The organism is Streptomyces sp. NPDC028298 (genome assembly GCF_055565895.1).
This window is the reverse complement of record NZ_JBVHTL010000001.1, coordinates 1,694,775-1,720,852: the sequence shown is the minus strand read 5'-3', so window position 1 is coordinate 1,720,852 and position 26,078 is coordinate 1,694,775. Positions and strand designations below refer to the sequence as shown.

At 72.8% G+C, this 26,078-nt stretch carries 24 protein-coding genes and 1 pseudogene; 9 read left to right on the top strand and 16 right to left on the bottom strand.

Going from position 1 to position 26,078, the window contains the following annotated elements; translation table 11 throughout:
* Nucleotides 1-179: 179 nt before the first annotated feature.
* Both ACZ4TO_RS07505 and ACZ4TO_RS07500 read right to left on the bottom strand, forming a co-directional pair.
* Nucleotides 180-842: a response regulator transcription factor gene (locus ACZ4TO_RS07505; protein ID WP_019073943.1), complete on the bottom strand. Its 663-nt coding sequence runs from the start codon at nucleotides 840-842 to the stop codon at nucleotides 180-182.
* Between the two features lie 305 nt (nucleotides 843-1,147).
* Nucleotides 1,148-1,783 carry a DUF3000 domain-containing protein gene (locus tag ACZ4TO_RS07500; protein WP_382788773.1) on the bottom strand — a complete coding sequence of 212 codons (636 nt, stop codon included), beginning with the start codon at nucleotides 1,781-1,783 and terminating at the stop codon, nucleotides 1,148-1,150.
* A gap of 215 nt (nucleotides 1,784-1,998) precedes the next feature.
* On the opposite strand from ACZ4TO_RS07500, the gene hemE reads away from it, so the two are divergent.
* A complete protein-coding gene (gene hemE / locus ACZ4TO_RS07495) occupies nucleotides 1,999-3,066 on the top strand; it encodes a uroporphyrinogen decarboxylase (RefSeq protein WP_382788683.1) in 1,068 nt (355 codons plus the stop codon).
* Nucleotides 3,067-3,132: 66 nt separating this feature from the next.
* Here hemE and ACZ4TO_RS07490 read toward each other — a convergent pair whose 3' ends face one another.
* Nucleotides 3,133-3,951, bottom strand: coding sequence for a rhomboid family intramembrane serine protease (locus ACZ4TO_RS07490; RefSeq protein WP_468023680.1), 819 nt, complete (start codon nucleotides 3,949-3,951; stop codon nucleotides 3,133-3,135).
* Between the two features lie 210 nt (nucleotides 3,952-4,161).
* Between ACZ4TO_RS07490 and ACZ4TO_RS07485 the strand changes: the two genes are divergently transcribed.
* Nucleotides 4,162-4,494: a hypothetical protein gene (locus ACZ4TO_RS07485; protein ID WP_382788679.1), complete on the top strand. Its 333-nt coding sequence runs from the start codon at nucleotides 4,162-4,164 to the stop codon at nucleotides 4,492-4,494.
* A gap of 83 nt (nucleotides 4,495-4,577) precedes the next feature.
* On the opposite strand, the gene ACZ4TO_RS07480 is transcribed toward ACZ4TO_RS07485, so the two are convergent.
* On the bottom strand, nucleotides 4,578-5,996 hold the full coding sequence (locus ACZ4TO_RS07480; RefSeq protein ID WP_385040892.1) for an FAD-dependent oxidoreductase: 1,419 nt from the start codon (nucleotides 5,994-5,996) through the stop codon (nucleotides 4,578-4,580).
* 27 nt (nucleotides 5,997-6,023) lie between these two features.
* Nucleotides 6,024-7,103: a DUF4349 domain-containing protein gene (locus tag ACZ4TO_RS07475; protein WP_468023679.1), complete on the bottom strand. Its 1,080-nt coding sequence runs from the start codon at nucleotides 7,101-7,103 to the stop codon at nucleotides 6,024-6,026.
* Nucleotides 7,104-7,386: 283 nt separating this feature from the next.
* Here ACZ4TO_RS07475 and hemG point away from each other — a divergent pair, with 283 nt between their 5' ends.
* Nucleotides 7,387-8,871 (top strand): protoporphyrinogen oxidase, encoded by a 1,485-nt coding sequence (hemG, locus tag ACZ4TO_RS07470; protein WP_468023678.1) that lies wholly within the window; start codon nucleotides 7,387-7,389, stop codon nucleotides 8,869-8,871.
* A 4-nt stretch (nucleotides 8,872-8,875) separates the two neighbouring features.
* On the top strand, nucleotides 8,876-9,607 hold the full coding sequence (gene hemQ, locus ACZ4TO_RS07465; protein ID WP_382788673.1) for a hydrogen peroxide-dependent heme synthase: 732 nt from the start codon (nucleotides 8,876-8,878) through the stop codon (nucleotides 9,605-9,607).
* A gap of 105 nt (nucleotides 9,608-9,712) precedes the next feature.
* On the opposite strand, the gene ACZ4TO_RS07460 is transcribed toward hemQ, so the two are convergent.
* The 4 genes from ACZ4TO_RS07460 to ACZ4TO_RS07445 all read right to left on the bottom strand — a co-directional run bounded on the left by ACZ4TO_RS07460 (nucleotide 9,713) and on the right by ACZ4TO_RS07445 (nucleotide 14,851).
* Nucleotides 9,713-11,302: an alpha/beta hydrolase gene (locus ACZ4TO_RS07460; protein ID WP_468023677.1), complete on the bottom strand. Its 1,590-nt coding sequence runs from the start codon at nucleotides 11,300-11,302 to the stop codon at nucleotides 9,713-9,715.
* Between the two features lie 158 nt (nucleotides 11,303-11,460).
* Nucleotides 11,461-12,252, bottom strand: coding sequence for a TIGR04222 domain-containing membrane protein (locus tag ACZ4TO_RS07455; protein WP_382788668.1), 792 nt, complete (start codon nucleotides 12,250-12,252; stop codon nucleotides 11,461-11,463).
* A 197-nt stretch (nucleotides 12,253-12,449) separates the two neighbouring features.
* Nucleotides 12,450-13,217 (bottom strand): DUF4142 domain-containing protein, encoded by a 768-nt coding sequence (locus ACZ4TO_RS07450; protein WP_382788666.1) that lies wholly within the window; start codon nucleotides 13,215-13,217, stop codon nucleotides 12,450-12,452.
* A 254-nt stretch (nucleotides 13,218-13,471) separates the two neighbouring features.
* Complete coding sequence (locus tag ACZ4TO_RS07445) at nucleotides 13,472-14,851, bottom strand: MbnB/TglH/ChrH family RiPP precursor modification enzyme (protein ID WP_468023676.1); 1,380 nt, start codon at nucleotides 14,849-14,851, stop codon at nucleotides 13,472-13,474.
* Between the two features lie 358 nt (nucleotides 14,852-15,209).
* On the opposite strand from ACZ4TO_RS07445, the gene ACZ4TO_RS07440 reads away from it, so the two are divergent.
* Nucleotides 15,210-16,028, top strand: a complete 819-nt coding sequence (locus tag ACZ4TO_RS07440; RefSeq protein WP_382788662.1) for an SAM-dependent methyltransferase — start codon at nucleotides 15,210-15,212, stop codon at nucleotides 16,026-16,028.
* Between the two features lie 93 nt (nucleotides 16,029-16,121).
* Here ACZ4TO_RS07440 and ACZ4TO_RS07435 read toward each other — a convergent pair whose 3' ends face one another.
* Both ACZ4TO_RS07435 and ACZ4TO_RS07430 read right to left on the bottom strand, forming a co-directional pair.
* Entirely contained in the window at nucleotides 16,122-17,042 is a 921-nt protein-coding gene (locus tag ACZ4TO_RS07435) for a helix-turn-helix domain-containing protein (protein WP_382788660.1), read from the bottom strand.
* A gap of 178 nt (nucleotides 17,043-17,220) precedes the next feature.
* Complete coding sequence (locus ACZ4TO_RS07430) at nucleotides 17,221-17,451, bottom strand: DUF397 domain-containing protein (protein ID WP_355767705.1); 231 nt, start codon at nucleotides 17,449-17,451, stop codon at nucleotides 17,221-17,223.
* Between the two features lie 292 nt (nucleotides 17,452-17,743).
* Here ACZ4TO_RS07430 and ACZ4TO_RS07425 point away from each other — a divergent pair, with 292 nt between their 5' ends.
* Nucleotides 17,744-18,217: a hypothetical protein gene (locus ACZ4TO_RS07425; RefSeq protein WP_382788656.1), complete on the top strand. Its 474-nt coding sequence runs from the start codon at nucleotides 17,744-17,746 to the stop codon at nucleotides 18,215-18,217.
* A 54-nt stretch (nucleotides 18,218-18,271) separates the two neighbouring features.
* Here the strand turns inward: ACZ4TO_RS07425 and ACZ4TO_RS07420 are convergent, their stop codons facing one another.
* The 5 genes and pseudogenes from ACZ4TO_RS07420 to zapE all read right to left on the bottom strand — a co-directional run bounded on the left by ACZ4TO_RS07420 (nucleotide 18,272) and on the right by zapE (nucleotide 23,118).
* Nucleotides 18,272-19,024 (bottom strand): peptidyl-tRNA hydrolase, encoded by a 753-nt coding sequence (locus tag ACZ4TO_RS07420; RefSeq protein ID WP_468023675.1) that lies wholly within the window; start codon nucleotides 19,022-19,024, stop codon nucleotides 18,272-18,274.
* 105 nt (nucleotides 19,025-19,129) lie between these two features.
* A complete protein-coding gene (locus ACZ4TO_RS07415; RefSeq protein ID WP_468023674.1) occupies nucleotides 19,130-19,336 on the bottom strand; it encodes a hypothetical protein in 207 nt (68 codons plus the stop codon).
* A 26-nt stretch (nucleotides 19,337-19,362) separates the two neighbouring features.
* Nucleotides 19,363-20,586: pseudogene (thrS, locus tag ACZ4TO_RS07410) on the bottom strand (threonine--tRNA ligase); the annotation flags it as partial.
* Nucleotides 20,587-20,773: 187 nt separating this feature from the next.
* Complete coding sequence (locus tag ACZ4TO_RS07405) at nucleotides 20,774-21,841, bottom strand: slipin family protein (protein ID WP_468023673.1); 1,068 nt, start codon at nucleotides 21,839-21,841, stop codon at nucleotides 20,774-20,776.
* Between the two features lie 125 nt (nucleotides 21,842-21,966).
* Complete coding sequence (gene zapE, locus ACZ4TO_RS07400; RefSeq protein ID WP_385040919.1) at nucleotides 21,967-23,118, bottom strand: cell division protein ZapE; 1,152 nt, start codon at nucleotides 23,116-23,118, stop codon at nucleotides 21,967-21,969.
* Between zapE and ACZ4TO_RS07395 the strand changes: the two genes are divergently transcribed.
* From ACZ4TO_RS07395 to murC, 3 genes are all read left to right on the top strand, one after another.
* Nucleotides 23,117-23,929, top strand: a complete 813-nt coding sequence (locus ACZ4TO_RS07395; protein ID WP_382788647.1) for a pyrimidine reductase family protein — start codon at nucleotides 23,117-23,119, stop codon at nucleotides 23,927-23,929. The genes zapE and ACZ4TO_RS07395 overlap by 2 nt on opposite strands.
* Before the next feature lie 113 nt (nucleotides 23,930-24,042).
* On the top strand, nucleotides 24,043-24,516 hold the full coding sequence (locus ACZ4TO_RS07390) for an indole-3-glycerol phosphate synthase (RefSeq protein ID WP_382788645.1): 474 nt from the start codon (nucleotides 24,043-24,045) through the stop codon (nucleotides 24,514-24,516).
* 143 nt (nucleotides 24,517-24,659) lie between these two features.
* Nucleotides 24,660-26,048, top strand: a complete 1,389-nt coding sequence (murC, locus tag ACZ4TO_RS07385; RefSeq protein ID WP_468023672.1) for a UDP-N-acetylmuramate--L-alanine ligase — start codon at nucleotides 24,660-24,662, stop codon at nucleotides 26,046-26,048.
* Nucleotides 26,049-26,078 lie beyond the last annotated feature (30 nt).

Genomic DNA, 26,078 nt, shown 5'->3' with positions numbered 1-26,078 from the left:
ATCCGTGGATGGACGACGCCCGTCGACGGAACGTTCCGTCGACGGGCGTCGGATGGTCGTAAACCAGTCAGGTCAGCGCAAGACGCGGTTCACGAGCCGGGGGCCGGCCGGGCGGTGGGGAGACCGCTCGGTGTCGGTGCGAGGCATCGGAAGGAGGGGGAGGAGGGGGCGGCGGAGGGTCAGTGGATGATTCCGGTCCGCAGGGCCACGGCGACCATTCCGGCGCGGTCGCCCGTGCCGAGCTTGCGCGCGATGCGGGCGAGGTGGCTCTTGACGGTGAGTGCGGACAGGCCCATGGAGACGCCGATGGCCTTGTTCGACTGGCCCTCCGCGACCAGTCGCAGGACCTCGACCTCTCGTCCGGACAGTTCGCGGTAGCCGCCCGGGTGGCTCGGGGCACCCGGGGGGCGGCGGTGCATACGGGCGGCGGCCGAGCCGATCGGCGCGGCGCCGGGCCGGGTGGGGAGCCCGACGTTCGTACGGGTGCCGGTGACGACGTAGCCCTTGACGCCGCCCGCGAGGGCGTTGCGCACGGCGCCGATGTCGTCGGCGGCGGAGAGGGCGAGGCCGTTGGGCCAGCCGGCGGCTCGGGTTTCGGAAAGGAGGGTGAGGCCGGAACCGTCCGGCAGGTGGACGTCGGCGACGCAGATGTCGCGCGGGTTGCCGATTCGGGGACGGGCCTCCGCGACGGACGACGCCTCGATGACGTCGCGCACTCCGAGCGCCCACAGATGGCGGGTGACGGTGGAACGGACCCGGGGGTCTGCCACGACCACCATGGCGGTCGGCTTGTTCGGGCGGTAGGCGACCAGGCTTGCGGGCTGCTCGAGGAGAACGGACACCAGGCCTCCTGGGGTGCGGGAGCGGGACGGGACCGGCTCTGGGGGGCGAGCCAGGACGAACCGTGCTTTCAAGGTCACAGACGTCTTCGGCATCAAACCCGTCGACCTTTAGGGAATGATCACGATGGGGTGAGTAACAATCCGTGCAATTCGGACGCGCGATCGATCATCCGAAGATCGAACCGAGTCGTTCCCAGTCGTTCCCCGTCGTTCCTCGTCGATACGCGGCCGAAAGTGGTCGTATCGCCACGCGGCCGGTAAGGAAACGGAAAGGGCGCGCGCGTCGGCGCGCGCCCTCGGCGGGGTCAGCGGGACTGTGGTCCCCGGCGCTGCGGCAGGGTGACCACCGAGGCGTCACCCGGAGTCACCGGCGGCAGTCCGGCGATCTGGCACAGCAGGTCGCACCAGCCGGCGAGGTGCGCGGCGGTGTCCGGTACGCCGCCGAGGCCCTCCCGGGGTGTCCAGGACGCGCGGATCTCGATCTGAGAGGCGGCCGGGCGCTCCGCGAGCCCGCCGAAGTAGTGCGAGCTCGCGCGCGTCACGGTGCCGCTCGCCTCGCCGTACGAGAGCCCGCGGGCCTGGAGCGAGCCGGTCAGCCACGACCAGCAGACCTCGGGGAGCAGCGGGTCGGCGGCCATCTCCGGCTCCAGCTCCGCGCGGACCAGGGTCACCAGACGGAAGGAGCCCTGCCAGGCGTCGTGTCCGGCCGGGTCGTGCAGCAGGACGAGACGGCCGTCGGCCAGATCCTCGTCGTCGGCCACGACCGCTGCCTCCAGCGCGTACGCGTACGGAGCCAGGCGCTGCGGTGGTCGCGTCGGGTCGATCTCGATGTCCGGCCGCAGCCGGGCGCCCCGCAGTGCGTCGACGGCCGCCCGGAAGGGCAACGGGGCCGTCTCCGCCGCATTCCTGTCCCCCTCCTTCTCCTCCCTCGCGTCGTCCATTCCGCCAGCGCCGTCCGACAGTCGTCCCTGAGCCGCAGCCATGCCGGGAAGATTAAGGGGAACGGAGCCCGCGCGCAGGGAGAGACACCCGTGCGTGGGACCCCTGTCCGGATCACGCCGGGCGCACGCCGTCGCGCGAATGCGCCCTCCGGAGGGGTGCGGGCGCACCGGAGCCCGGGACGGGGGTGCCCGCGAGGCGTGGGAGACTTTCCGTCGTGAGCGCCAACCACAGCCCCGCCGGGCAGCAGCCGACAGCCACGTACGAGTCCGCCTTCCTCAAGGCGTGCAGGCGCGAGCCCGTGCCGCACACGCCCGTGTGGTTCATGCGGCAGGCCGGCCGTTCGCTGCCCGAGTACCTCAAGGTGCGCGAGGGCATCCCCATGCTGGAGTCCTGCACGCGGCCCGAGCTGGTCGCCGAGATCACGCTCCAGCCGGTCCGCCGGCACCGCGTGGACGCCGCCATCTACTACAGCGACATCGTGGTCCCGCTGAAGGCCATCGGCGTCGACCTGGACATCAAGCCGGGCGTCGGCCCGGTCGTCCAGAACCCGATCCGCACCCGTGCCGACCTGGCCCAGCTCCGCGACCTGACCCCCGAGGACGTCTGGTACGTCACCGAGGCGATCGGACTCCTGACGGCCGAACTCGGGGAGACCCCGCTCATCGGTTTCGCGGGCGCGCCTTTCACCCTCGCGAGTTACCTCGTGGAGGGCGGTCCGTCCAAGAACCACGAGCACACCAAGGCGCTGATGTACAGCGACCCGCAGCTCTGGGCCGACCTGCTCGACCGTCTCGCCGAGATCACCTCCGCCTTCCTGAAGGTGCAGATCGAGGCCGGCGCGAGCGCCGTCCAGCTCTTCGACTCCTGGGTCGGCGCCCTGGCCCCGGCCGACTACCGCCGTTCCGTGATGCCCGCCTCCGCCAAGGTCTTCGACTCCGTCGCCTCCTACGGTGTGCCGCGCATCCACTTCGGCGTCGGCACCGGCGAGCTGCTCGGCCTCATGGGTGAGGCCGGCGCGGACGTCGTCGGCGTCGACTGGCGGGTCCCGCTCGACGAGGCCGCCCGCCGCGTCGGTCCCGGCAAGGCGTTCCAGGGCAACCTCGACCCCGCGGTCCTGTTCGCGAGCACCGAGGCCGTCGAGGCGAAGACCCGCGAGGTGCTCGCCGCCGCCGCCGGTCTGGAGGGCCACGTCTTCAACCTCGGACACGGCGTCATGCCGAGCATGGACCCCGACGTGCTGAGCCGCCTGGTGGAGTACGTCCACACGCAGACGGCCCGCTAGGACGCCGGTCGGCCCGCGGGACCCCGCGGTCGGCCCGCCGAACCCCGGGGCCGGTCCGTTCGTCATCTACCAGCCGTGCCGCGCCTGTCTGCCCCACAGCAGGCGGCGCGGCTCCGGCGGTGGCGGGGTGCCCGGACGCAGCGGCCAGGCCAGGAGCATGCCGGCCAGGAAACCGACGACGTGCGCCGCGTACGCCACGGTGCCCGCGGCGGGCACGGCGGCGCCGGACGAGTACGCGGCCTGGAGCACGAACCAGAAGCCCAGCACGAGCCACGCGGGCAGCCGGAGCGGCAGGAACACCAGGAACGGCACCAGGACCCAGACCCTGGCCCTCGGATACAGCACCAGATACGCGCCGAGGACCCCGGCGATCGCCCCCGAGGCCCCGATCAGCGGGTCGCCCGAGTCCTCGTTGACCAGGGCGAAGCCGTACGCCGCCGCGAAGCCGCACGCCGCGTAGAACAGCGTGAAGCGCACATGTCCGAGCCGGTCCTCGATGTTGTTGCCGAAGATCAGCAGGAAGAGCATGTTGCCCAGCAGATGCAGCCAGCTCCCGTGCAGGAACATCGCCGTGAGCACCGACAGCGGCGGGGACTTGTCGTAGCCCGGCGGTCCCAGCACACAGCCCGGCCCGTGCAGACCGCCGCCGACCTCGCCGGTGGGGACCAGGCGCGGCATCCGATGGTGGATCAGTTCCTGCGGCACGGCGGCGTAGTGGTCCATGAACGCGTGCAGATGACAGAGCTGCGACAGGGCGCTGTCGCCCGCCACCGATCCGGCGAGACCGGGGGTGTAGAGGAACACGAGCACATTGGCGGCGATCAGCGCGTACGTCACATAGGGCGTGCGCCGCACCGGGTTCACGTCATGGACGGGAATGACCACGAGGAACTACTGCCCGCGAGACGCGGGGCGAATCCGTGCTCGACGGGGCCGGGTGGGCCCCGGCCGGAGCGGCCCCCGGCGCCGTTTCCCGTCGAACACACTGAACACATGTGCCCCCGCGGCCGTATGTCTCCTCAGCCCCCCGCTTCGCTCCGGCGCCGCGGGACGGGTACGACGACGCGACGACGTGAAGACGTGAGGACCCAGGCCATGAGCGACCGAGTTACTCCTCCGATGCACGCCCTGCCCGACGGCGAGGCGGAGATCGCGCTGGTGCTGCACCTCCCCTGGGAGGATGTCGCCGCGCTCGGCCAGGAGGCCGGACGGCTCGCGGCCCGGCTGCAGCGGCCCGTGACCCTGGACGAGGCGGTCAGCCACCGTCTGCGGTCCTCCCGCTCGGCCGCGCACGCGAAGCCGGCCCAGGCCCCGCCCGCGGTCACCGCGGCCGGTTCGGTCTCCTCGCTGCCGGCCCGGCCGCCGGCCGAGCAGGCCCGGCAGGCGATCGACCGGATCAACGGGTCGGCCGGGAACGAGTCCGCCTAGCGGCTGTCCGCCACCGGGGCCCGCGCGCGCGGGCCCCGGGAGGTGTCGCCGGGCGGGACCTCGCGGACATGTCCCCGTGCCCGTCACGGGGTTGCCCGGCGCACCTTCGCCACCGCCTTGCGGGCCGCGACCAGGACCGGGTCCCAGACCGGCGAGAACGGCGGGGCGTAGCCGAGGTCCAGCATCGTCATCTGTTCCACCGTCATGCCCGCGGTCAGGGCCACCGCGGCGATGTCCACCCGCTTCGCCGCGCCCTCCCGGCCGACGATCTGCACGCCGAGCAGCCGTCCCGTCCGGTGCTCCGCGAGCATCTTCACCGTCATGAGGGCCGCGTTCGGGTAGTAGCCCGCGCGGCTCGTCGACTCGATGGTGACGGTCTCGAACCGCAGCCCGGCCCGGCGCGCGTCCTTCTCGCGCAGCCCGGTCCGGGCGATCTCCAGGTCGCAGACCTTGCTCACCGCCGTGCCGACGACGCCGGGGAACGTGGCGTATCCGCCGGCCACGTTGGAGCCGATGACCTGCCCGTGCTTGTTCGCGTGGGTGCCCAGCGCGATGTGCCGCTCGCGCCCCGACACCAGGTCGAGCACCTCGACGCAGTCGCCGCCCGCCCAGATGTCCTCGTGCCCGCGCACCCGCATCGACAGATCGGTGAGCAGCCCGCCGTGGTCGCCGAGCGGCAGTCCGGCGGCGCGGGCCAGGGACGTCTCGGGGCGCACGCCGATGCCGAGCACCACGACGTCCGCCGGGTAGGTGGCGTCGGCCGTGACGACCGCGCGGACCCGTCCGTCGTCCGCGGTGAGGAACCCGGTGACCTCGGTGTCGCCGACCATGGTGATGCCGAGCCCCTCCATCGCGGTGTGCACCAGGCGGCCCATGTCCGGGTCGAGGGTGGCCATGGGCTCCTTGCCCCGGTTGACGACGGTCACCTCGTACCCGCGGTTGATGAGCGCCTCGGCCATCTCCACGCCGATGTAGCCCGCGCCGACGACCACGGCCCGGCGGCCCTCGGTCCGCGCGAGCGTGTCGAGCAGCGCCTGCCCGTCGTCCAGCGTCTGCACGCCGTGCACGCCCGGCGCGTCGGCGCCCGGCAGCTCGGGGCGGACCGGCCGCGCGCCGGTCGCGATGACGAGGCGGTCGTACGAGGTCCACGCCTCGGCCCCGGTGCCGAGGTCCCGTGAGCGCACCCGGGCGCCCGCGACGTCGATCTCGGTGACCTCCGTACGCATCCGCAGGTCGATGGCGCGCTCCCGGTGTTCCTCGGGGGTCCGCGCGATCAGCCGGTCGCGGTCGGGGACGTCGCCGCCCACCCAGTACGGGATGCCGCACGCCGAGTACGAGGTGAAGTGGCCCCGCTCGAACGCCACGATCTCCAGCTCGTCGGGACCGCGCAGCCGGCGTGCCTGTGACGCGGCGGACATGCCCGCCGCGTCACCCCCGATCACGACCAGCCGTTCCCGGTCGCCGTGCCCGCCGCTCGTACCGTTCGTATCGCTCATGCCCATACGAACACGCTACGGGGGCCCGGCACTTCAGTCCTCCCCGCCGCCCTCCCGGCCCGCGCCGGGCGCGGTGCCGCCCGCCGTGCCGGAGGCCGGGTCCGCGGCCGGTTCCGGAGCGGTGCGCGAGGCCGGCACCGGGGCCGGACCCTCGGGCGCCGCCGGAGAAGGAACCGGGGCCGGGCCCGGAGTCACCGCGGACGGGCCCGCGGCCATGGCCGGAGCCGGGCCCGAGGCCGGCGCCGGGGTCCGGCGGTGCAGCCGCGGGCTCACGCCACGCGTCCACGCCAGGACGATCAGGCCGAGCACCACCGCGAAGGGAAGGACGGCCCCGACGGCCAGCGCCAGCCAGCGCACCACGGTGACCAGCACGTGCCAGCCACCCGAGAGCGCGTCGAGGAAGCCCGGGTCGGACTCCTTCTTCTCGGCCTTCTTCACCGGCGTCTCGGACAGCGTGAGCGTGATCGTGGCCAGGCTCGTGCGGTCCTTCAGCGACGCCTGCTGGGCGAGCAGCGCCTCCAGATCGGCCTCCCGGGTGCTCAACTCCCCTTCCAGAGCGACCACGTCACTGAGCCTGGTGGCCTTGTCCATCAGTTCGCGGACCCGGGCCACGCTGGCGCGCTGCGACTTGACGCGGCTCTCCACGTCCACGACCTGATCGGTGACGTCCTCCGCCTTGGCCGTGCGCGTGACGACCTTGCCGGCGCCCTCCAGCGCGGCGAGCACCTCGTCGTAGCGCTCGGTGGGCACCCGCAGGACGACCCGGGTGCGCTCGTGGTCCCGGCCGTCACGGGTGGTGGTCTCGTCGCCGACGTAGCCCCCGGCGTTCTCGGCCGCCGCGCGGGCGTCGTCCAGAGCCCCGGGAACGTCCTTGACCACGACGGTCAGCGAGGCGGTACGGATGATGCTGTTCAGGGTCACCTTGGGCGGAGCGGCTGTCTTGCGGCCGTTCGCGGCCCCGCTCCCCGCGGCCCCCGCGGCCCCCGAGTCCGCCTGCTCCGCGGGGGCGGCGTTCGCGTCGCTCCGGGCGACCGACTTGTCGTTGGTGCTCCCCGTCTCGCTCGCGCCGCATCCCGTCAGCGCGACCGCGGCGACGAGCAACATCCCGGCCATGACCCGGGTGGGGCGGACCGCGCGCGCGGGCGACGCGGACGGGACCGGCGGGGCGGACGAGGCGAAAGATCCGGGCTCGCCGGGTGCCGTGGGCCGGAGCGGATGTACGGAGCCTGTGTGCATGCGGGACTACCCCCCAGGGTGGTGACGACGGACAGTTCTTCGACGCCGGAGGGGCGCGGGACGTTGGCGTGCTCCGGTCCCGATGCGGTCACGGTCCGGACTCGCGCGGGACACCGGGCTCCCCGCCGGGGGCGCCGGGGACGTCTGAGAAGGTGGAGACATGCGCGAAGAGGACACCCCTGCGGGTTCGGGACACGTCGTGGTCGTCGGCGGAGGGATCGCGGGGCTGGCCGCGGCTCACCGCCTGCTCGGGCGGGGCGCGCGCGTCACCGTCCTGGAGGCGTCGGACCGCGTCGGAGGCAAGCTGCTGACCGGCGAGATCGCGGGCGCGCGCGTCGACCTCGGCGCCGAGTCGATGCTGGCGCGCCGCCCCGAGGCCGTGGACCTCGCCCGCGAGGCCGGGCTGGGCGACCGCCTCCAGCCGCCCGCCACCGCGACGGCCTCCCTGTGGACCCGCGGAACCCTGCGCCCCATGCCCAAGGGCCACGTCATGGGCGTCCCCGGCGACGCGTCCGCCGTCGCCGGCGTCCTCTCCGAGGAGGGCCTGCGCCGCATCGAGCGCGACGCCGACCTGCCGCGGACCGAGGTGGGCGAGGACATCGCCGTCGGCGAGTACGTGGCGGCGCGCCTCGGCCGCGAGGTCGTCGACCGCCTCGTGGAACCCCTCCTCGGCGGGGTGTACGCGGGAGACGCCTACCGCATCTCGATGCGGCTGGCCGTCCCCCAGCTCTACGCTGCCGCCCGCACCCACACCTCCCTGACCGAGGCGGTCCGCGAGATCCAGGGGAAGGCGGCCGCGGCCGGGCCGGGCGGCCCGGTGTTCATGGGCATCGACGGGGGAGTGGGCCGGCTGCCGCTCGCCGTCGCCGCGTCGGTGACGGCACGCGGGGGCGAGATCCTCACCGGGACGCAGGTGACCGAGCTGCGCCGGACCACGGCGGCCGGGACCGGCGAGCAGGCCCGCGCCGCCTGGCGCGTCGTCGCCGGGGACCGCGTCCTGCACGCCGACGCGGTCGTCCTCGCGCTGCCCGCCCCGGCGGCCGCCTCCCTGCTGCGGGCCGAGGCGCCGGCCGCGGCGGCCGAACTGGCCGCCGTGGAGTACGCGTCGATGGCCCTGGTGACCCTCGCCTACCGCGGCGAGGGCGTCACCCTCCCCGAGGGGAGCGGCTTCCTGGTGCCTCCGGTCGACGGGCACACCATCAAGGCGTCCACCTTCGCCTCCCGCAAGTGGGGCTGGATCGCCGACCAGGACCCCGGCCTGCTGGTGCTGCGCACCTCCGTCGGACGGTACGGCGAGACGGAGGTGCTCGGCAGGTCCGACGCCGATCTCGTCGAGGTGTCCCGGCACGACCTGCGGGAGGCGACCGGGCTCGACGCCGAGCCGGTCGAGACCCGGGTGACCCGCTGGGACGACGGTCTGCCCCAGTACCCGGTCGGCCACCACGCGCGCGTGGCCCGCGTCCGCGAGCACGTCGGGAAGCTGCCCGGCCTCGCCGTGTGCGGCGCGGCGTACGACGGGGTCGGCATCCCGGCCTGCATCGCGTCCGCGTACGCCGCCGTCGACCGGCTCGGCGGCGACGGCGCCGGTCTTGAGGCACTGCGGGCCCACCCGGTGCAGAGCCTGCACGGCGGCGCGGGAGAATAGCCTCATGAGTGACGACGCCCCCACCACCGAGCCGGCCAGGATCCCGAACAAGGGCAAGCTGGCCAAGGACCTGAACGAGGTCATCCGCTACACCCTGTGGTCGGTCTTCAAGCTGAAGGACGTGCTCCCCGAGGACCGCGCCGGTTACGCCGACGAGGTCCAGGAGCTGTTCGACCAGCTCGCCGCGAAGGACGTCACCGTCCGCGGCACGTACGACGTCTCGGGGCTGCGCGCGGACGCCGACGTCATGATCTGGTGGCACGCCGAGACCAGCGACCAGCTCCAGGAGGCGTACAACCTCTTCCGCCGTACGAAGCTGGGCCGCGCGCTGGAGCCGGTCTGGTCGAACATGGCGCTGCACCGCCCGGCCGAGTTCAACCGCTCGCACATCCCGGCGTTCCTCGCCGACGAGACGCCCCGCGACTACGTGAGCGTCTACCCCTTCGTGCGCTCCTACGACTGGTACCTGCTGCCCGACGAGGACCGCCGCCGGATGCTCGCCGACCACGGCAAGATGGCGCGCGGCTACCCGGACGTGCGCGCGAACACGGTCGCCTCGTTCTCGCTCGGCGACTACGAGTGGCTGCTCGCCTTCGAGGCGGACGAGCTCTACCGCATCGTCGACCTCATGCGTCACCTGCGCGCCTCCGAGGCCCGGATGCACGTCCGCGAGGAGGTCCCGTTCTACACGGGCCGCCGCAAGGACGTCGCCGAACTGGTCGCGGGCCTCGCCTGACCGTCCCGGCATCCCGTCCGGCCGTGCCGGCGGATCACCGGCCGTCCGCGTGAGAAGGCGGGCGCCCCTCCCGGGGGCGTCCGCCTTCCCGGTTTCCGGACCCGGTCAGTGCGCCCGCGCCACCGGCTCGCGGTGCGGCGCGCATCCCGCGTCGCCGCCGGGGAGCCGGCCCTCCAGGAGGTAGGCGTCCAGGTGGCCGTTGACGCACTTGTTGGGGCCGCCCGCGATCCCGTGGGTGCCGGCGCCGTTCTCCGTCACCAGCACCGAGCCCCACAGCCGTCGGTGGAGTTCCTTCGCGCCCTCGTACGGCGTCGCCGCGTCCCGCTCGGCGGCCAGGATCAGCGTCGGCGGCAGCTCACCGGGCAGGGTCCGTACGTCGAGCGGCTTCTGCCGGGGCGCGGGCCAGTACGCGCACGGCAGGTTCATCCACACGTTGTCCCAGGTCTCGAACGGGGCGACCCGCGCGAGCCGGGTGTTGTCGCGGTCCCAGGTACGCCAGTCGGTCGGCCAGGGCGCGTCGTTGCACTCCACGGCCGTGTAGACCGCGCTGCTGTTCTCCTGTTCGGCGGCCGCCTCCGGATGCGGTCCGGCCACCTGGATCAGCGGCTTCGGGTCGCCCTTCAGATAGGCGGACAGCGCCAGCGCGCGCTGCGGCCAGTAGTCGTCGAAGTACCCGGCCTGCAGGAACGCGCCCTGGAGCTGGGCGGGTCCCACCGCGCCTCCGGCGGGCGAGGCGGCGAGCCGGGCCCGCGCCTTCTCGTAGGAGCGCCGCACCTCCTCCGCGGTGCGGCCCAGTCCGTACACCGTGTGGTGGCGGGCGATCCACGCGCGCAGGTCCGCCCAGCGGGTCTCGAACGCGGCCGACTGGTCGAGGTTGTTGCCGTACCAGACCTTCTCGGGGTCGGGGTTCACCGCCGAGTCGAAGACCATGCGGCGTACGTGCGAGGGGAACAGCGTCGCGTACAGGGAGCCGAAGTACGTCCCGTACGAGGCGCCCATGAACGTCAGCTTCCGCTCGCCCAGCGCGGCCCTCAGCACGTCCAGGTCGCGGGCGTTGTCGAGCGAGGTGTAGTGGCGCAGGGCGGAGCCCGCACGCCGGGCGCAGCCGCGGGCGTACGCCTTGGCCTCCGCGATCCGTGCCTTCTTGAACGACTCCGAGGGGACGGTCGGGGCCTGGAGGAGCGGCTTCGGACGGTGCCGGGGGTCCCGGCAGGTCAGCGGCGCCGACCGGCCGACGCCGCGCGGTGCGTAGCCGACGAGGTCGTACGCGGCTCCGATGCGCTTCCACTCGGGCAGCATGCCGATCAGCGGGAAGAACATGCCGGAGCCGCCGGGACCGCCGGGGTTGTAGACGAGGGAGCCCTGACGCGGCACTTTGTGCCTGGCGTTGTGCGGGTCCTTGCCGGTGGCCTTCACGCGGCTGACGGTCAGTCTGATCCGCTTGCCGTCGGGGAGCGTGTAGTCGAGGGGCACCGTGACCGTGCCGCACTGGAGGCTCGCCGGCAGGTGCTCCTCCTTGGGGCACTTGCCGAAGTGGATGCCCGTGGCGGCGGCGCGTCCGGCGGCGACGGCGGTGCCGCGGGTCGCGGCGGATCCGATGGGGTCGGGCCAGGCCTGCGCGCCGTCCGCGGGAGCGGCGACGAGGCCGGCCAGGAGCAAGGACCCTGCGGTTCCGTGGAGGACGGCAGCTCTCATCGCGAATCCCTTCAGCGCGCGGCAGCGACAGAAGGATGCTTCGTTCGGCGGACGGCGAAGTAAAGCACCGCCCGCCGGTGTCGGCGCCAATGACCCCGATGCGCCCCCGCGGGCTCCTTCCAGCCCCCTGGAGCCCGGGGTGTCTTCGGGCGCTGGTCCTAGTGGGCCCCCTCCCGCCAGGGGGTGTCGCGGTCGCGGTGCGCCAGGGCCGCCCGCAGGTCGGGCTCGCCGATCGCGCGGATGCCGCGTACGGCGACGGAGGTGAGGTACGTACGGTCGTCGCCGGAGGCGTCGGAGTGCCGGGCCAGGGTGCCGAGCAGCCGCTGCCCGGCCGGGGAGGCCCAGCGGGTGCAGGGGTGCACCTCGATCCGGGCTATGGCCAGACAGCTCACCGTCAGGATGAGCGGAAGCAGGAACCAGACGGCCACCGGGACGTCGCTGCCCGGGGCCTGGCCCGGCAGCAGCAGGGCCGCGACGCCCAGCGCGAGGACCCCGGCCGCGGCGGCCTGGACCTGGCGGACCGCCCCCGCGACCGTGGTGCGGGTCCCGTCGGGGACGGCGAGGCCGGCCGCGACCAGCCGGTCCGCGAGACGGCGTACGGAGTCGGTTGCGGCGGTGGCCGCCCGCAGCGGCGCTATCCGGGACTGGCCCTCGGGTCCGATCGCCCCGATGACCGAGCGCTCCATGTCGTCGCGCCCGCGCGGGTCGACGACGGTGGCCCAGCCGGTGTGCGCGAGCAGCAGGCGGCGCTGGCGGGCCATCGACACCAGGGTCAGATCGGCCACCCGGGCCGGTCCGCCGGACAGGAACGCGGCCTCGTACAGCGTGAGGTCGTGCCCGTGCGCGGCATCGGTGTCGAGCGACGCGGTACGGACCGCGGCCAGACACAGCCGGGTGCAGGAGACACCGGCCGCTACCCAGGCGAGGATCAGGAGAAGGACCCAGAACATGGCGTTTTTCTATGCGATGGGACCGGGTGGGCGCCATGCTCCACCCACTATGTGGGACGCAGCCGTTGCCGGTGTGTGATGTTCCGCTTTCCGCGCGCCCCGGTGCTCGATCTCCGCACCACGCGCAACTCGTGTGGATCGGGGCGGTCTTGAGGACTCGGCACGGTCCACGGGCGGACGGACCTCGCCGCGGTCGCTCAGGAGCCCGCCGACGGGTTGGGGCGCGCGGCGGCCGGGGGGAGCGGGTAGCCCGAGGACGGGGTCACCGGGACCGGCGACGACGGGGACGGCACCGGGCCGGGCGGCGCGGGGGAGTTGGTGAGCGGCGGCGGGCTCGCGGTGGCCGCGTCCGAGGCGAGCGCGTCGAAGTCCACGTATCCGGTCGCCTCCAGGACCTTGATGTGGTCGAGCACGGTGGTGTTCGCGTCGTCGGCGAGATCGCGCACGAGTGAATTGCGCGTGTTCGCGCGGACCTGGGCGACCATCGCGAACACCTTGCCGTGCGCGGCGCGCAGGATGTTCGCGAAGTCCCGGTCGTACTGCGTGCCGTGCGCGGCGCTGAGCGTGGACAGCCACTGACGCTGCTGTGCGTTGGGCTGGTTGGGCAGTTCCAGGCTGAGCCGCGCCGCGACGCTGCGGACGCGCGCGTCGAGGAACGTGTGCCCCTCGATCAGGTGCGCTCCCGCCGTCCGTACGGCCTGGGTGGTGCCGCGCTCCTGGGCCTGCTGGCCCGCGGGCAGCTCCCACAGACCGGCCAGCCGGACCCTGGTGACGAACTCCCGGTCCAGGCCCGACAGCGGACCGTACGGACTCGGGACGGTCCCGGAGTTCAGGGTGTCGAGGCCGGTGCCGGCGCGGTCCGCGTACGACCAGATCGGAAAGGCCAGCGCGACCAGGGTCGCCAGCAGGGCGGCGATGATGAGCCCTGTTCCACTGACCGGTCCGGTGCGGTTGTCGGATCGCATGGTGCCTCCTGTTGCGGCACCGCACGCTAATGCGCTTCGCGTGCGGGCTGGCATGCTACTGCGGGCTCTACGCCGACTGCCGTACGCGAAGGAGGGGTCGGGACGAGGGTGGAAGGCGCCGGATGCGGTGGTTCGTGCTGACGCCGAACCGTCCTGAAGCATCATCAAACGGACGCGCACAGCGCCTTCACATCGTGCGGTGTTACTCCGGGCACACTCCGCGGACGAGGCGTGTCGGATGCCGGGGAGACGGCTCAGCGGCGGAGCAGCGCCCTGCGGGTGGCCCTGGCGAGCCGGGCCACGGGGCGTCCGGACAGCGGGGCGGGACCCGACCGTTCCAGCCACCACGCGCGCAGCCGCCGGGTCCTGGCGCTCTCCGGGAGCCCGGCGAGCAGCAGGTGCTCGGCGAAGTCCAGGGCGTCGCGGCGGTAGCCGCCGGTCATCGGACGCCGCTGCGCGTACGCGAGGAAGGCCGGCCGGTAGCCGTCGGCCAGGATCTCCGGCAGCTCCGGGGCCACCTTCGCGACGACGTCCGCCCGTTTGGCGGCGAGGGCGCGCGCCTGCACCCCGAGGCGGACGCGGTCGAAGCCCTCGGGCGCGGGGGTCCCGGCGACCAGCGCCGACAGCAGCGCGGCCTGCGCCAGCGCCACCCGCTGACGGGGCGCGTCTCCCGCCGCGGGCACCTCGTCCGGCGCGGTCGCCTGGTCCGGTACGGCCATCTCGCCCGGGGCGGCCGCCGAGGGAGTGGGGCCGGTCCCCGCCGGGGCCGTCCGGTCGGGCCCGGTCGCCCGAGCTCCGGCCTCCGCCTGCTTCAGGGTGTCCCGGATCGCGGTGAGTTCCCGCTCCAGGGCGGCCGGTTTCGGGAAGTTCTCGTCGCGTTCGAGGAGGACACCCGGCGGGGTCACCCGGGACGCGAGGTCGGCGAGGATGTCGAGCACGGGCCGCGGGACGGGGTGGGCGTGGCTGTCGTGCCAGACGCCGTCCCGCTCGAAGCCCCCGGCGACGTGGACGTAGGCGATCGCCTCGACGGGCAGTTCGTCCAGGGCCTTGGCGGGGTCCTCGCCGCGGTTGACGTGGTTGGTGTGGAGGTTGGCCACGTCGATGAGCAGCCGGACGCCCGTGCGGTCGACCAGGTCGTAGAGGAACTGCCCCTCGGTCATCTCCTCGCCCGGCCAGGAGATCAGCGCGGCGATGTTCTCCACGGCGAGGGGGACGGGGAGCGCCGCCTGGGCCGCGCGGACGTTCTCGCACAGGACGCGCAGCGCGTCCCGGGTGCGCGGAACGGGCAGCAGGTGCCCGGCCTCCAGGAGCGGTGACGCGGTGAGCGGGCCGCCGGCCCGGACGAACGCGATGTGTTCCGTGACGAGCGGCGAGCCCAGCGCCTCGGCGCGTTCCGCGAGCGCGGTGAGCCGCGCCTCGTCGGGCCGGTCGGCGCCGCCGAGGCCCAGGGAGACGCCGTGCGGCACCACCGTGACCCCCCGCTCCCGCAGCCGCAGCAGCGACTCGGGGAGATGACCGGGGCACAGGTTCTCCGCCACGGCCTCGACCCAGTCGATGCCGGGCATCCGCTCCACGGCCTCGGCGATCTCCGGCCGCCACCCGATTCCCGTACCCAGCCGCTCCGGCTTCGTCATGTCCCCTCCTCCGTCACGGCCTCGGCCGCGCCTGCCCGTACGTCGCTCCCCACGACGGCCGGTGCACCGGCGTGACCAGGTCATGGCCCCCGGGGCCGGGACCGAACCCACAGGGGCGGACGTTCAGAGCAAGATTTGAGGTTCCGCGCCGCCGCTCCCGTGCCGGACTGCGGCGAGCGGACCGGCTCCGGCGAGGGCGAGTGGCCCTTTCGCGCCACCACGGTGAGCGAGGGGCGAGACTTGGCCTGAAAGGCCTCCCGCGTCCTTCGTTCGGGGGGTGGCAACGCCAACTTCCGTTTCCCTAAGATGGATTGCCGGTCGGGCCGGTCAGGCAGACCGACACTGATCTGGGGGAACGATGCAGCCTGGCGAGCAGTTGTCCACGTCGATCGATGCCACGGTGCCCACGGCCGCGCGCATGTACGACCACTACCTCGGCGGCAAGGACAACTACGCCGCCGACCGGGCGGCCTGCGAGGAACTGGACAAGGTCGTCCCCAGCACGCGCGCGCTCGCCCTGAACAACCGGCGCTTCCTCCAGCGGGTGGTCCGCACCCTGGCGGACGGATACGGGATCAGGCAGTTCCTCGACCACGGATCCGGCCTGCCCACCCAGAACAACGTGCACCAGGTCGCCCAGGCGATCGACGAGACCTCCCGCGTGGTCTACGTCGACGTCGACCCGATGGTGCTGGTCCACGGCCGGGCCCTGCTCGACCAGAACGACCGGACGGCCGTCATCCACGCCGACCTGCGGCAGACGGAGGAGATCTTCTCCCACCCCGACACCCGGCGGCTGATCGACCTCGAACAGCCGGTGGCCGTGCTGTTCAACTCGGTGTTCCACTGCATCCCGGACAGCGAGACCGACGGGCCCCTCCCGGTGATCCGCCGCGTCGCCGAGCGGCTGGCGCCCGGCAGCTTCATGGTGATGTGCCAACTGGTCAGCGAGGACGCCGAGGTCCGCGACTTCGTCACCGGCTTCATGGACCAGGCGACGCAGGGGCACTGGGGCCGGGTCCGCCAGGAGAAGGACGTGGAGGAGTTCTTCGACGGCATGGACGTCCTCGAACCCGGACTGGTCGAGGTGTCCACCTGGCGGCCGGACACCGATGTCGTGCCGCGCCAGCTCACGCAGGAGTGGATCGAGTTCGGCGGGGTCGGCCGGATCCGCTAGGAGAGCCTCCGGCTCATACCGTCGGGCCGCTGCCGTCCGGCGTCCGCCGGGCCGGCTCCCGCCCTTCGCGTACGCGTCCGGCCGCGACGCCTCCTAGTCCTTGGCGTACCGCTGTTCCACCGTGGTGCGCAGCAGCGCCAGGGACGCGCGGGGGCTGAGGGCCTCGTCGGCGAGCCGGTCCAGTACCACCCGGTACTCCTCCGTCTCGTCGCGGTCCTCCAGGAAGTTGGCGCTCCTGATGTGCTCCAGGTAGACGATGTCGGGCAGTTCGACGCCGCCGAAGCGCAGATAGGTGACCGGGATGGCCGGCGCGGAGGCGTTGGTGACGTCCAACGGCACGATCTGCACGACCACATGGGGGCGCTGGGCCATCTCGATGAGGTGTTCGAGCTGGGCGCGCATCACCGCACGGCTGCCCAGGACGCGCAGCAGGACGGACTCGTCGACGACGGCCCACAGTTGAGGCGCGTCCACCCGGTCCAGCAGTTCCCGTCTGCGCATGCGCAGCTCCACCCGGCGCTGCACCTCGGCGGCGGGCGCCGTCGGCAGCCCGCGTTCCACCACGGCCCGCGTGTAGTCGGGAGTCTGCAACAGGCCCGGAACGTACTGGATCTCGAAGGTACGGATGGTGGTGGCTGCCTCCTGGAGGCCGACCAGCCGGTCGAACCACTCGGGCATCAGCCGCTTGTCGTAGCGCTGCCACCACCCCGGCTCGCCCGCGCGCTTGAGCAGTCTGAGCAGGACCGAGATCTCGTAGTCCTCGGTCCCGTACAGCCCGAGCAGTGCGCGGACGTCGTCCTCCGTCGGTGGCCGACGGCCCTTGCCCGCCTCTATGCGCGACAGTTTCGCCGCGCTGAACCCGAGGGAGCGCGCGGCCTGTTCCTGGGAGAGCCCGGCGTCCTCGCGGGCGCCGGCGAGCTGCACGCCGACCAGCATCTTCAGCAGAGTGGGGGCGGGCTCCTCCCGGCTCAGATACGGTTCGAGGCGGGAGACGCGGGGTGACTCGACGGACATCCTGACTCCCAGTCGACCGGCAGAAGACAGCCAAAATTATCGCACTGCGCCGGACTCTGCCGCATGGAGAGACAGAAGTGGACAACCAGCCTTCCGTTTCAACGGAGTTCGGCGCCTCCGGGACCAGGGCTCAGAGCGCCTCCGGGACCGGGGCTCAGAGCGCCTCCGGGACCGGGGCTCAGAGCAGGTGGTCGAACTCCCCGTCCTTCGCGCCGGCCAGGAACGCGGCCACTTCCGCCGGGGTGTAGACGAGGGCCGGGCCGTCGGGGTCACGGGAGTTGCGGACCGCTATCCGTCCGTCTCCCAGCGCGGCCACTTCGACGCAGTTGCCTTCGGCATTGCTGTGCCTGCTCTTGATCCAGGAGGCACCCAGCGAGCTGGCCCGCACTCCGTTCGGCACTGATGGCACCAACGCACTCTCCTTGCTGACGTTCCACCAGGTGCGCGCCCGGGCCGGCCGCCCGGTCGCGGGCCCCGGCCGGGCCTCACGTGGCCCATGCGCCTCTCCGTCTTCATGCAATTTCTCGTGCAATTGCACGAAGACGCTGTCAGCGTGGATAATAGCCGTGGCGTCAACCTCGTTGCCAGAGGCCTTTGCTGACGTCGGCTCAGCCGCTCCCCGGGGAGCGTGATCGTCCGGGACGGGCCCTCGGCCCGCCCGCGCACCTGGCACTGTCCGACGCCTTCGGAGGGGAGCGGAAATGGCCACACCACTCAGGAACCTGGAACGCGTGTCGTGGGACGAGATCAAGGACTCCAAGGGGTCCGCGGAAGCCATCCCCTTCCTGCTCAACACCGTCGCCTGGGGTGACGCGGCGACCGCCAGAGCGGCACTCCAGGACCTGAGGGAACGAATCTGCCAGTTCGGATTCGTCGTGGAGCAGGCGACCGCCGCCACCGTCCCCTTCCTGTGGGAGCTCGCCGAACTCCCCCAGGTCACCTGCCGCGTCCAGATAATCCAGCTCCTGAAGGACATCGCGGACGCCCGGCAGTGGGAACGCACCGCCGCCGCGTACCCCAAGCTCCTCAACCGCCGGGAGAACTGGGTGGGCTGGGAGCGCGAGGCACGCCAGGCCGTCCGCGCCCACCGCGGCACCCTTCAGCACCTGCTCGCCGAGCCGGACACCGAGATCGTCCGCGTCACCGCGGAACTCGCCACCACCCTGGCCGATTAGGGTCCCGCGTCAGCCGCGTCAGCCGCGTCAGCCGCGTCAGCCGCGTCAGCCGCGTCAGCCCGCGGGATCCGCGGCGCGTCCCGGCAGGGCGCCCACGCGGTCGTGTCCCTCGACGGCGACCGTCAGCCCGGGGGCGATCTCCGTGAACCCCGCGTCACGGACCAACGGCACCTCGGAGACACTGAGTTCACGCCAGTGGGCCGGATCGGCGGTACGGACCGAGAGGGCGAAGCCCGACGCGCGCCAGGCGGTCCGCTCCTGCTCCGACAGCTCCCACCAGGCCAGTTGGGCGCCATGGCCCGTCTGCGCCATGGTCTTGCCCGCCGACATGTCGAGTTCCGGGTTCAGCCACAGCACGGGCGCCGCCGGATCGGCCGGTGCCGGCGGCTCCGGATCCTCCAGATCCGTACCGGACACCTGGAGCCGCGCCAGGTCCTTGGGCCAGCCGTCCAGCGGCACCGGCGGGAAGACCCGCACCTCCGCGGTCCGCCCCGTCACGGTGATGCCGGGCAGCGCCTCGGCCCGCCGCCACTCGGCGCCGCGCGCCCGCCGTACGACCTTGCGGATCCGGGCGTCCTGCCAGTCCCGCATCGCCTGCGCCCAGATGCCGTCCCCGAGCGAACGCTCGTCGCTCAGCATGGTCAGCACGGCCCGGGCCGAGGTCTCCAGCGCGTCGGTGCGCGCCGGGGGCGCGTCCTTCTCGATGTGCACCACCAGCGGCAGGACGAACTGCCGTGCGGTGTCACGCGCCGTGGGCTCGTCGCGGAACGGGCTGTCGTCGGCGGGAGTCGGGTCGTCGCTGCTCACGCCCCCAGTCTGCCAGGCGGAAGATCCGTTCCGGACGGACGGTCCGGTGCCGGAGCCGCCCGTCCCACGGGCCACCCGTCCCACGGACCGTCCGCCCCGCGCCGGTCAGCCCGAGCACGCGGTGCGCTGCGCCTCCTGCCAGTCGCAGACGGGGCACAGCGTGATGCCCTTGTGCGACTCCGGATACTCGGTCGGTTCACGGCACAGCACGCACTCCGCGTACGGCGGCCCGTCCTGCCCCGCCGGGTCGAGGGTGCCGTGGGACTCCCCGGCAGGCCCGTCCGCGCCGGTCGCGCGGTGGTCGTCGCTCATGCCTCCAGCTTAGGAGGAGCACACCGTCACCCGGTGCCGCGCGACCCGGTCCTCCGGCCGATCTCGCGGCCGATCTCGTGCAGGACCTCGTCGGCCGGCCGGGGATCGAGACGGCGTCCGTCGCGCAGACGCAGGGCGATCAGGCCGTCGGCCGCCTCCCGGGGACCGATCACCGCCTGGTACGGGACCAGCCGGGCGGCACGCACCCGGGCGCCCAGGCTGCCCTCGTCCGGGGCGGCGAGCCCGGCCCGCAGACCCTGGTCGCGGCAGCGGCGTACGAGCCGGAGCGCCTCCTCGGTCTCGGCCTCGGACACGGGCAGGACCACCACCTGGGTGGGGGCGAGCCAGGCGGGGAAGGCGCCGCCGTGCACCTCGATGAGGTGGGCGACGGCCCGTTCCAGACTGCCGATCACGCTGCGGTGCACCATGACCGGCCGGTGTTTCGCGCCGTCGGCGCCGATGTAGCGCAGATCGAAGCGCTCGGGCTGGTGGAAATCGACCTGGACGGTGGAGAGGGTGGACTCGCGGCCCGCCGGGTCGGCGATCTGGACGTCGATCTTGGGCCCGTAGAACGCGGCCTCGCCCTCGACCGCCTCGTACGCGACGCCGGACCCGTCGAGGACCTCGCGCAGCAGCGCGGCCGATCTGCGCCACAGCTCCGGATCGGCGACGTACTTGCCTCCCGGGCCCGGCAGCGACAGCCGGTAGCGGGACGCCTCGATGCCCATGGCCTCGTACGCGGCACGGATCAGTCCGAGGGCGGCGGCGGCCTCCTCGGCGACCTGGTCGGGGGTGCAGAAGATGTGCGCGTCGTTGAGCTGGATGGCCCGCACACGGGTCAGGCCGCCCAGCACGCCCGACAGCTCGGAGCGGTACATCCCGCCCAACTCGGCCATGCGAAAGGGTAGTTCGCGGTAGCTGTGCGGGCGGGACCGGTAGATCAGCGCATGGTGGGGGCACAGGCTCGGCCGCAACAGCATCTGTTCTCCACCGAGTTCCATCGGCGGGAACATGTCGTCGCCGTAGTGCGACCAGTGCCCGGAGATCTCGTACAGCTCCCTCTTGCCCAGCACCGGCGAATACACGTGCCGGTAGCCGGCCCGCCGCTCGGCGTCGCGGACGTACTCCTCCAGGGCGTACCGCACGGCGGCGCCGTCGGGCAGCCAGTAGGGAAGTCCGGCGCCCATGAGGGGGTCGGTGTCGAACAGGCCGAGTTCGCGGCCGAGTCGGCGGTGGTCGTTCACGGTGGTCTCCTCGCTTGCGGAGGGCGAGCGACCACACGGCGAAGCCCCGGGGCACTCGCCCCGGGGCTTCGACTCATGTCAGAGGTCAGCGCGCCGGGACACTCTCCGGCGTCGTCGTGTTCATCGCGGCACGCTTCTTCATGGCTCACACGCTAGCAGCGGCCTCCCGGCCGGGCCACGGGATTTCGAACGGCTACCCGGACTCCTCCGTGAAGCCGGAGTCCTTCGTGAACCCGGACCCCTCCGGGCGTCCGGAGGGTTCCGGATCGTCTCCCGGCTCCCTCGGCGCCCCGACGTCCCCCAGCAGGCCGAACGCGTCCGGGATGCCGAGCCCGTCGGTGTCCGCGAACGCCTCCGGCAGGCCGAGCGCCTCCCGCACTCCGTTGATCCGGTCCGGCACGACGGGCGGCTCGACGGGATCGACCCCCGGCTGCCCCTTGAGCGAGGGCGGTACCTCGGGGGCCGACGGCTGCCGGGAGTCCGCCACGACGGGCGGCTGTCCGGACTGGGCCCGCTCCAGGAAGCGCAGCAGTTCGACCGGGAAGGGCAGGACGAGGGTGGAGTTCTTCTCGGCGGCGACGGCCACCACCGTCTGCAGCAGCCGCAGTTGGAGCGCGGCCGGCTGTTCCGACATCACCTCGGCGGCCTGCGCCAGCTTCTTGGACGCCTGGAGTTCCGCGTCCGCGTTGATGATCCGGGCCCTGCGCTCGCGGTCCGCCTCGGCCTGACGGGCCATGGACCGCTTCATCGTCTCGGGCAGGGAGACGTCCTTGATCTCGACGCGGTCGATCTGCACGCCCCAGCCGATCGCCGGGCTGTCGATCATCAACTCCAGCCCCTGGTTGAGCTTTTCGCGGTTGGAGAGCAGGTCGTCCAGATCGCTCTTGCCGATGATCGACCGGAGCGAGGTCTGTGCCATCTGGGAGACCGCGAAGCGGTAGTCCTCGACCTGGATGATGGCGTTCGCCGCGTCCACCACCCGGAAGTAGACGACCGCGTCGACGCGGACCGTCACGTTGTCGCGGGTGATGCCCTCCTGCGCCGGGATGGGCAGGGTCACGATCTGCATGTTGACCTTGCGCAGCCGGTCCACGAAGGGAACGATCATGGTGAAGCCGGGGGAGCGGACCTCGCCGGCCAGCCGCCCGAGACGGAAGACGACCCCGCGTTCGTACTGTTTGACGACGCGGGCGCCGGCGGCGACGTAGATGACCGAGGCGGAACAGGCCGCCGTGATCGCCACGATGAGTTCCTGGACCATGACGACCCCCTTCCGAGCCGCCTGACAAGTCTGGCCATTCCACTCTACGTCGCGGGGGCGCGGTTGTTACCGGCCGGTGCGGAAGGGTTCCCGAGGCCGGTGGCGGTGCGCGGTGTCAGGCGTGCCTACCGGGCTTCCCGGCCCTCCACGAGCCCCTTCGCGTCGCGGGCCAGCGCCGTGAGCCGGGAGATCGCGCGGAAGTACTTCTTGCGGTAGCCGCCGTTCAGCATCTCCTCGCTGAACAGCCGGTCGAAGGGCATGCCGGAGGCGAGGACCGGCACCTCGCGGTCGTACAGCCGGTCGGCGAGCACGACGAGCCGCAGCGCCGTCGACTGGTCCGGGACGGGCTGGACGTCGGTGAGGCAGACCGCCTTGACCCCGTCCGTCAGGGCGCCGTACCGGCTGGGGTGGACCCGGGCGAGGTGGTCGAGCAGGTGCGGGAAGTCGTCCAGGGACGCGCCGTCGGTGGCGTACGCGGCCTTGGTGACCTGCTCGTCGGAGAACGGGGCGGGCGCCTCGGGCAGCCCGCGGTGGCGGTAGTCCTCGCCGTCGATGCGCAGCGGGCGGAAGCGCGCGGACAGGCCCTGGATCTCCCGCAGGAAGTCGGCGGCCGCGAACCGGCCCTCACCGAGCTTGCCCGGAAGTGTGTTCGAGGTGGCGGCGAGCGCCACGCCGGCGTCGACCAGCTTGCCGAGCAGGGTGGAGACGAGGACGGTGTCGCCCGGGTCGTCGAGCTCGAACTCGTCGATGCACAGGAGGCGGTGCCCGGAGAGGGTCTGCACGGTCTTCTGGAAGCCGAGCGCGCCGACCAGGTTCGTCAGCTCCACGAAGGTGCCGAACGCCTTGAGGGAGGGCTCCGCCGGGGTCGCGTGCCACAGGGAGGCGAGGAGGTGGGTCTTGCCGACGCCGTACCCGCCGTCCAGGTAGACGCCCCGGGGACCGGTCGGCGTCTTCGGGGCACCCTTGCCGAAGCCGAAGAGCCGCCGCTTGGGCGCGCCCACGGCGTGCGCCCCGCCGAGACCCGCGGCGAACGCCTCGAGGATGCCCACGGCCTCGGTCTGGCTGGGCTGGTTCGGGTCCGGGATGTACGTGGCGAAGCGGACCGAGTCGAAGCGCGGCGGCGGCACCATCTCGGCGACGAGCCGGTCGGCGGGGACGTGCGGCTCGCGGGCGCACAGGGACAGCGGGGCCGCTTCGGCTATCGGGTCGATCGCGGAGGCGGTGGAGGTGGACGACACGGTTACCCACTCTATGCGCCGTGCCACACTGCAACCCATGCGACGCCTGTTCCCTGTGACCTACGAAACAGCAGCCCAGGCCTCCGCCGAGGCCCCCGGGACGCAAGTGACGGACCGTGAGTGGGAGCTCGGCGAGCTGGCCGAGGCGTACGCCTACCCCGACGTCCGGCTGCCCTGGCTCCGGGCCAACATGGTGTCCACGCTCGACGGTGCCGCCCAGCACGAGGGGCGCTCGCAGCCCATCTCGAACGCCACCGACATGAGGATCTTCGGTGTCCTCAGGGGGCTCGCGGACGTCGTGGTCGTCGGCGCCGAGACCGTGCGGCAGGAGGGCTACCGGCCGGCCCGCGCGCGTGAGGCCTTCGCGGCCCGGCGGGAGGCCGCCGGGCAGGGTCCCGCGCCCGCGATCGCGGTGGTCACGGCGAGCCTCGGCCTGGACTTCTCACTGCCGCTGTTCACCTCGCCCCTGGTGCCCACGCTGGTGCTGACCGGCTCCGCGGCGGCACCGGAACGGATCGCCGAGGCCGAGCGGGCGGGCGCGCGGGTGGTGATCGCCGGGGACGGCATGGGGGTCGATCCCGCCCGTGCCGTACGGGCCCTGGGCGACCTCGGGCACACCAGGCTGCTGACCGAGGGCGGGCCCAGGCTGCTGGGTCAGTTCGTCGCGGCCGGTGTCCTGGACGAGATGTGCCTGACGCTCTCCCCGATGCTCGCGGCGGGCGACGCCCAGCGGATCGCGGGTGGGCCCTCGGTGCCGGTTCCCCAGCACTTCGAACTGGCGTCCCTGCTGGAGGAAGCCGGGTTCCTGTACAGCCGGTACCGTCGATCCGGCCGACAGTCGGAACAGTAGATTCCGTTTCTCTTCGGACGGGCACACTAATTCGCGCAGTACCCGTGCTGTCACGGGGCAGGATGGTTTCCGCAGGGGGCCGGGACGGCCCACGGACGAGAAGGGCGCCTGTCGTGTTCACGAGCGTATTGATGATCGAGAAGGCCCTGACGTCCGCCGACGTGGAGTTCGTCACCACCTTGCACGGTGACGAGGCGGTCGCCTTCCACGTGCTCCTCCAGCCCCGGGGCGACCAGGCGGACCGGCTGCTGCGGGCCATCGACGACGTCGCGATGGGCGAGATCGACGAGGCGACCCACGAGGGCAGGACGCCGGAGGGCGAGGAGGCCGTCGGCCAGGGCGAGCGGGCGCTGGAGGTGTCCCTCATGGCGCTGCGCGGGTCCGGCAGCACGGCCGAGGGCCGGCTCATCGAGGACCATCCCCTCGACGCGCTGAAGGGCCTGGTCGACGAGGTGAAGGCCGACGAGGTCATCGTGCTGACCGACCCCCACTACGTGGAGGAGTTCTTCCACCGGGACTGGGCCTCCCGGGCCCGCCACAAGGTGGGCGTGCCGGTCCTGAAGCTGTTCTCGCACAGCAAGGCGTGAACCGGGGGCCTCGGCGGACACCCGGGGCGCGCGTCCGCCGGCGTCCCTTGTGAGGCGCCGTCCGCCGCACCCAATAGGCTGGGCCCGCGTTCCCCTCAGGAGAGCGCGCCCACCTTCGTACCGGATCTTGGGGAGAAACACGCATGGCACCCGGCCTTCCTACCGCGATGGACCGACCGCACTTCATCGGCATCGGCGGCGCCGGGATGTCGGGCATCGCGAAGATCCTCGCGCAGCGCGGAGCCGTGGTGGCGGGCAGCGACGCCAAGGAGTCCGCCACCGCCGAGGCGCTGCGCGCGCTGGGCGCCACGGTCCACATCGGGCACGCGGCCGGTCACCTCGCCCCGGACGCCACCTGTGTCGTGGTCTCCTCCGCGATCCGCGCCGACAACCCGGAGCTCGCCCGCGCCGCCGAGCTCGGCATCCCGGTCGTCCACCGCTCGGACGCCCTGGCCCGCCTGATGGACGGCCTGCGCCCGATCGCGGTCGCCGGCACCCACGGCAAGACGACCACCACCTCGATGCTGGCCGTGTCCCTGTCGACGCTCGGCCTCGCCCCCTCGTACGCCATCGGCGGCGACCTCGACGCCCCCGGCTCGAACGCCCTGCACGGCGACGGCGACATCTTCGTCGCCGAGGCGGACGAATCGGACCGCAGCTTCCACAAGTACGCGCCCGAGGTCGCGATCATCCTCAACGTCGAACTCGACCACCACGCCAACTACGCGTCCATGGACGAGATCTACGAGTCCTTCGAGACGTTCGTGGACCGCGTCACCGAGGGCGGCACCCTGGTGATCTCCGCGGACCACGAGGGCGCCCGCGAGCTGACCCGCCGCGTCACGGGCCGCGACGTGCGCGTGGTGACCTACGGCGACGCCGCGGACGCGGACGTCCGCGTGCTCTCCGTCGTCCCGCACGGCCTGAAGAGCGAGGTGACGGTCCTGCTGGACGGCGCCGAGCTGACCTTCACGGTCTCCGTCCCCGGCCGCCACTACGCCCACAACGCGGTGGCCGCGCTGGCCGCCGGCGTCGCCCTGGGGATCCCGGCCGCCGAGCTGGCCCCCGCGCTCGCCTCGTACACCGGTGTGAAGCGCCGCCTCCAGCTCAAGGGCGAGGCGGTCGGCGTGCAGGTCGTCGACTCCTACGCGCACCACCCGACCGAGATGACCGCCGACCTGGAGGCCATGCGGTCCGGCGCCTCGGGCCGCATCCTCGTGGTCTTCCAGCCGCACCTGTTCTCCCGCACCCAGGAACTGGGCAGGGAGATGGGCGAGGCCCTGTCGCTGGCGGATGCCTCGGTCGTCCTGGACATCTACCCGGCCCGCGAGGACCCGATCCCCGGTGTCACCAGCGAGCTGATCATCCAGGCCGCGCGCACCGCGGGCGCCGAGGTGACGCCGGTCCACGACAAGACCGAGGTCCCGTCCGTCGTCGCGGGAATGACGAAGCCCGGTGATCTCGTTCTCACCATGGGCGCGGGCGACGTGACGGATCTCGGACCGGAGATCCTCGCCCGCCTGGCCGAGTGAACCGTGGCCCCCAGCGGGCCTCCTTGAGCG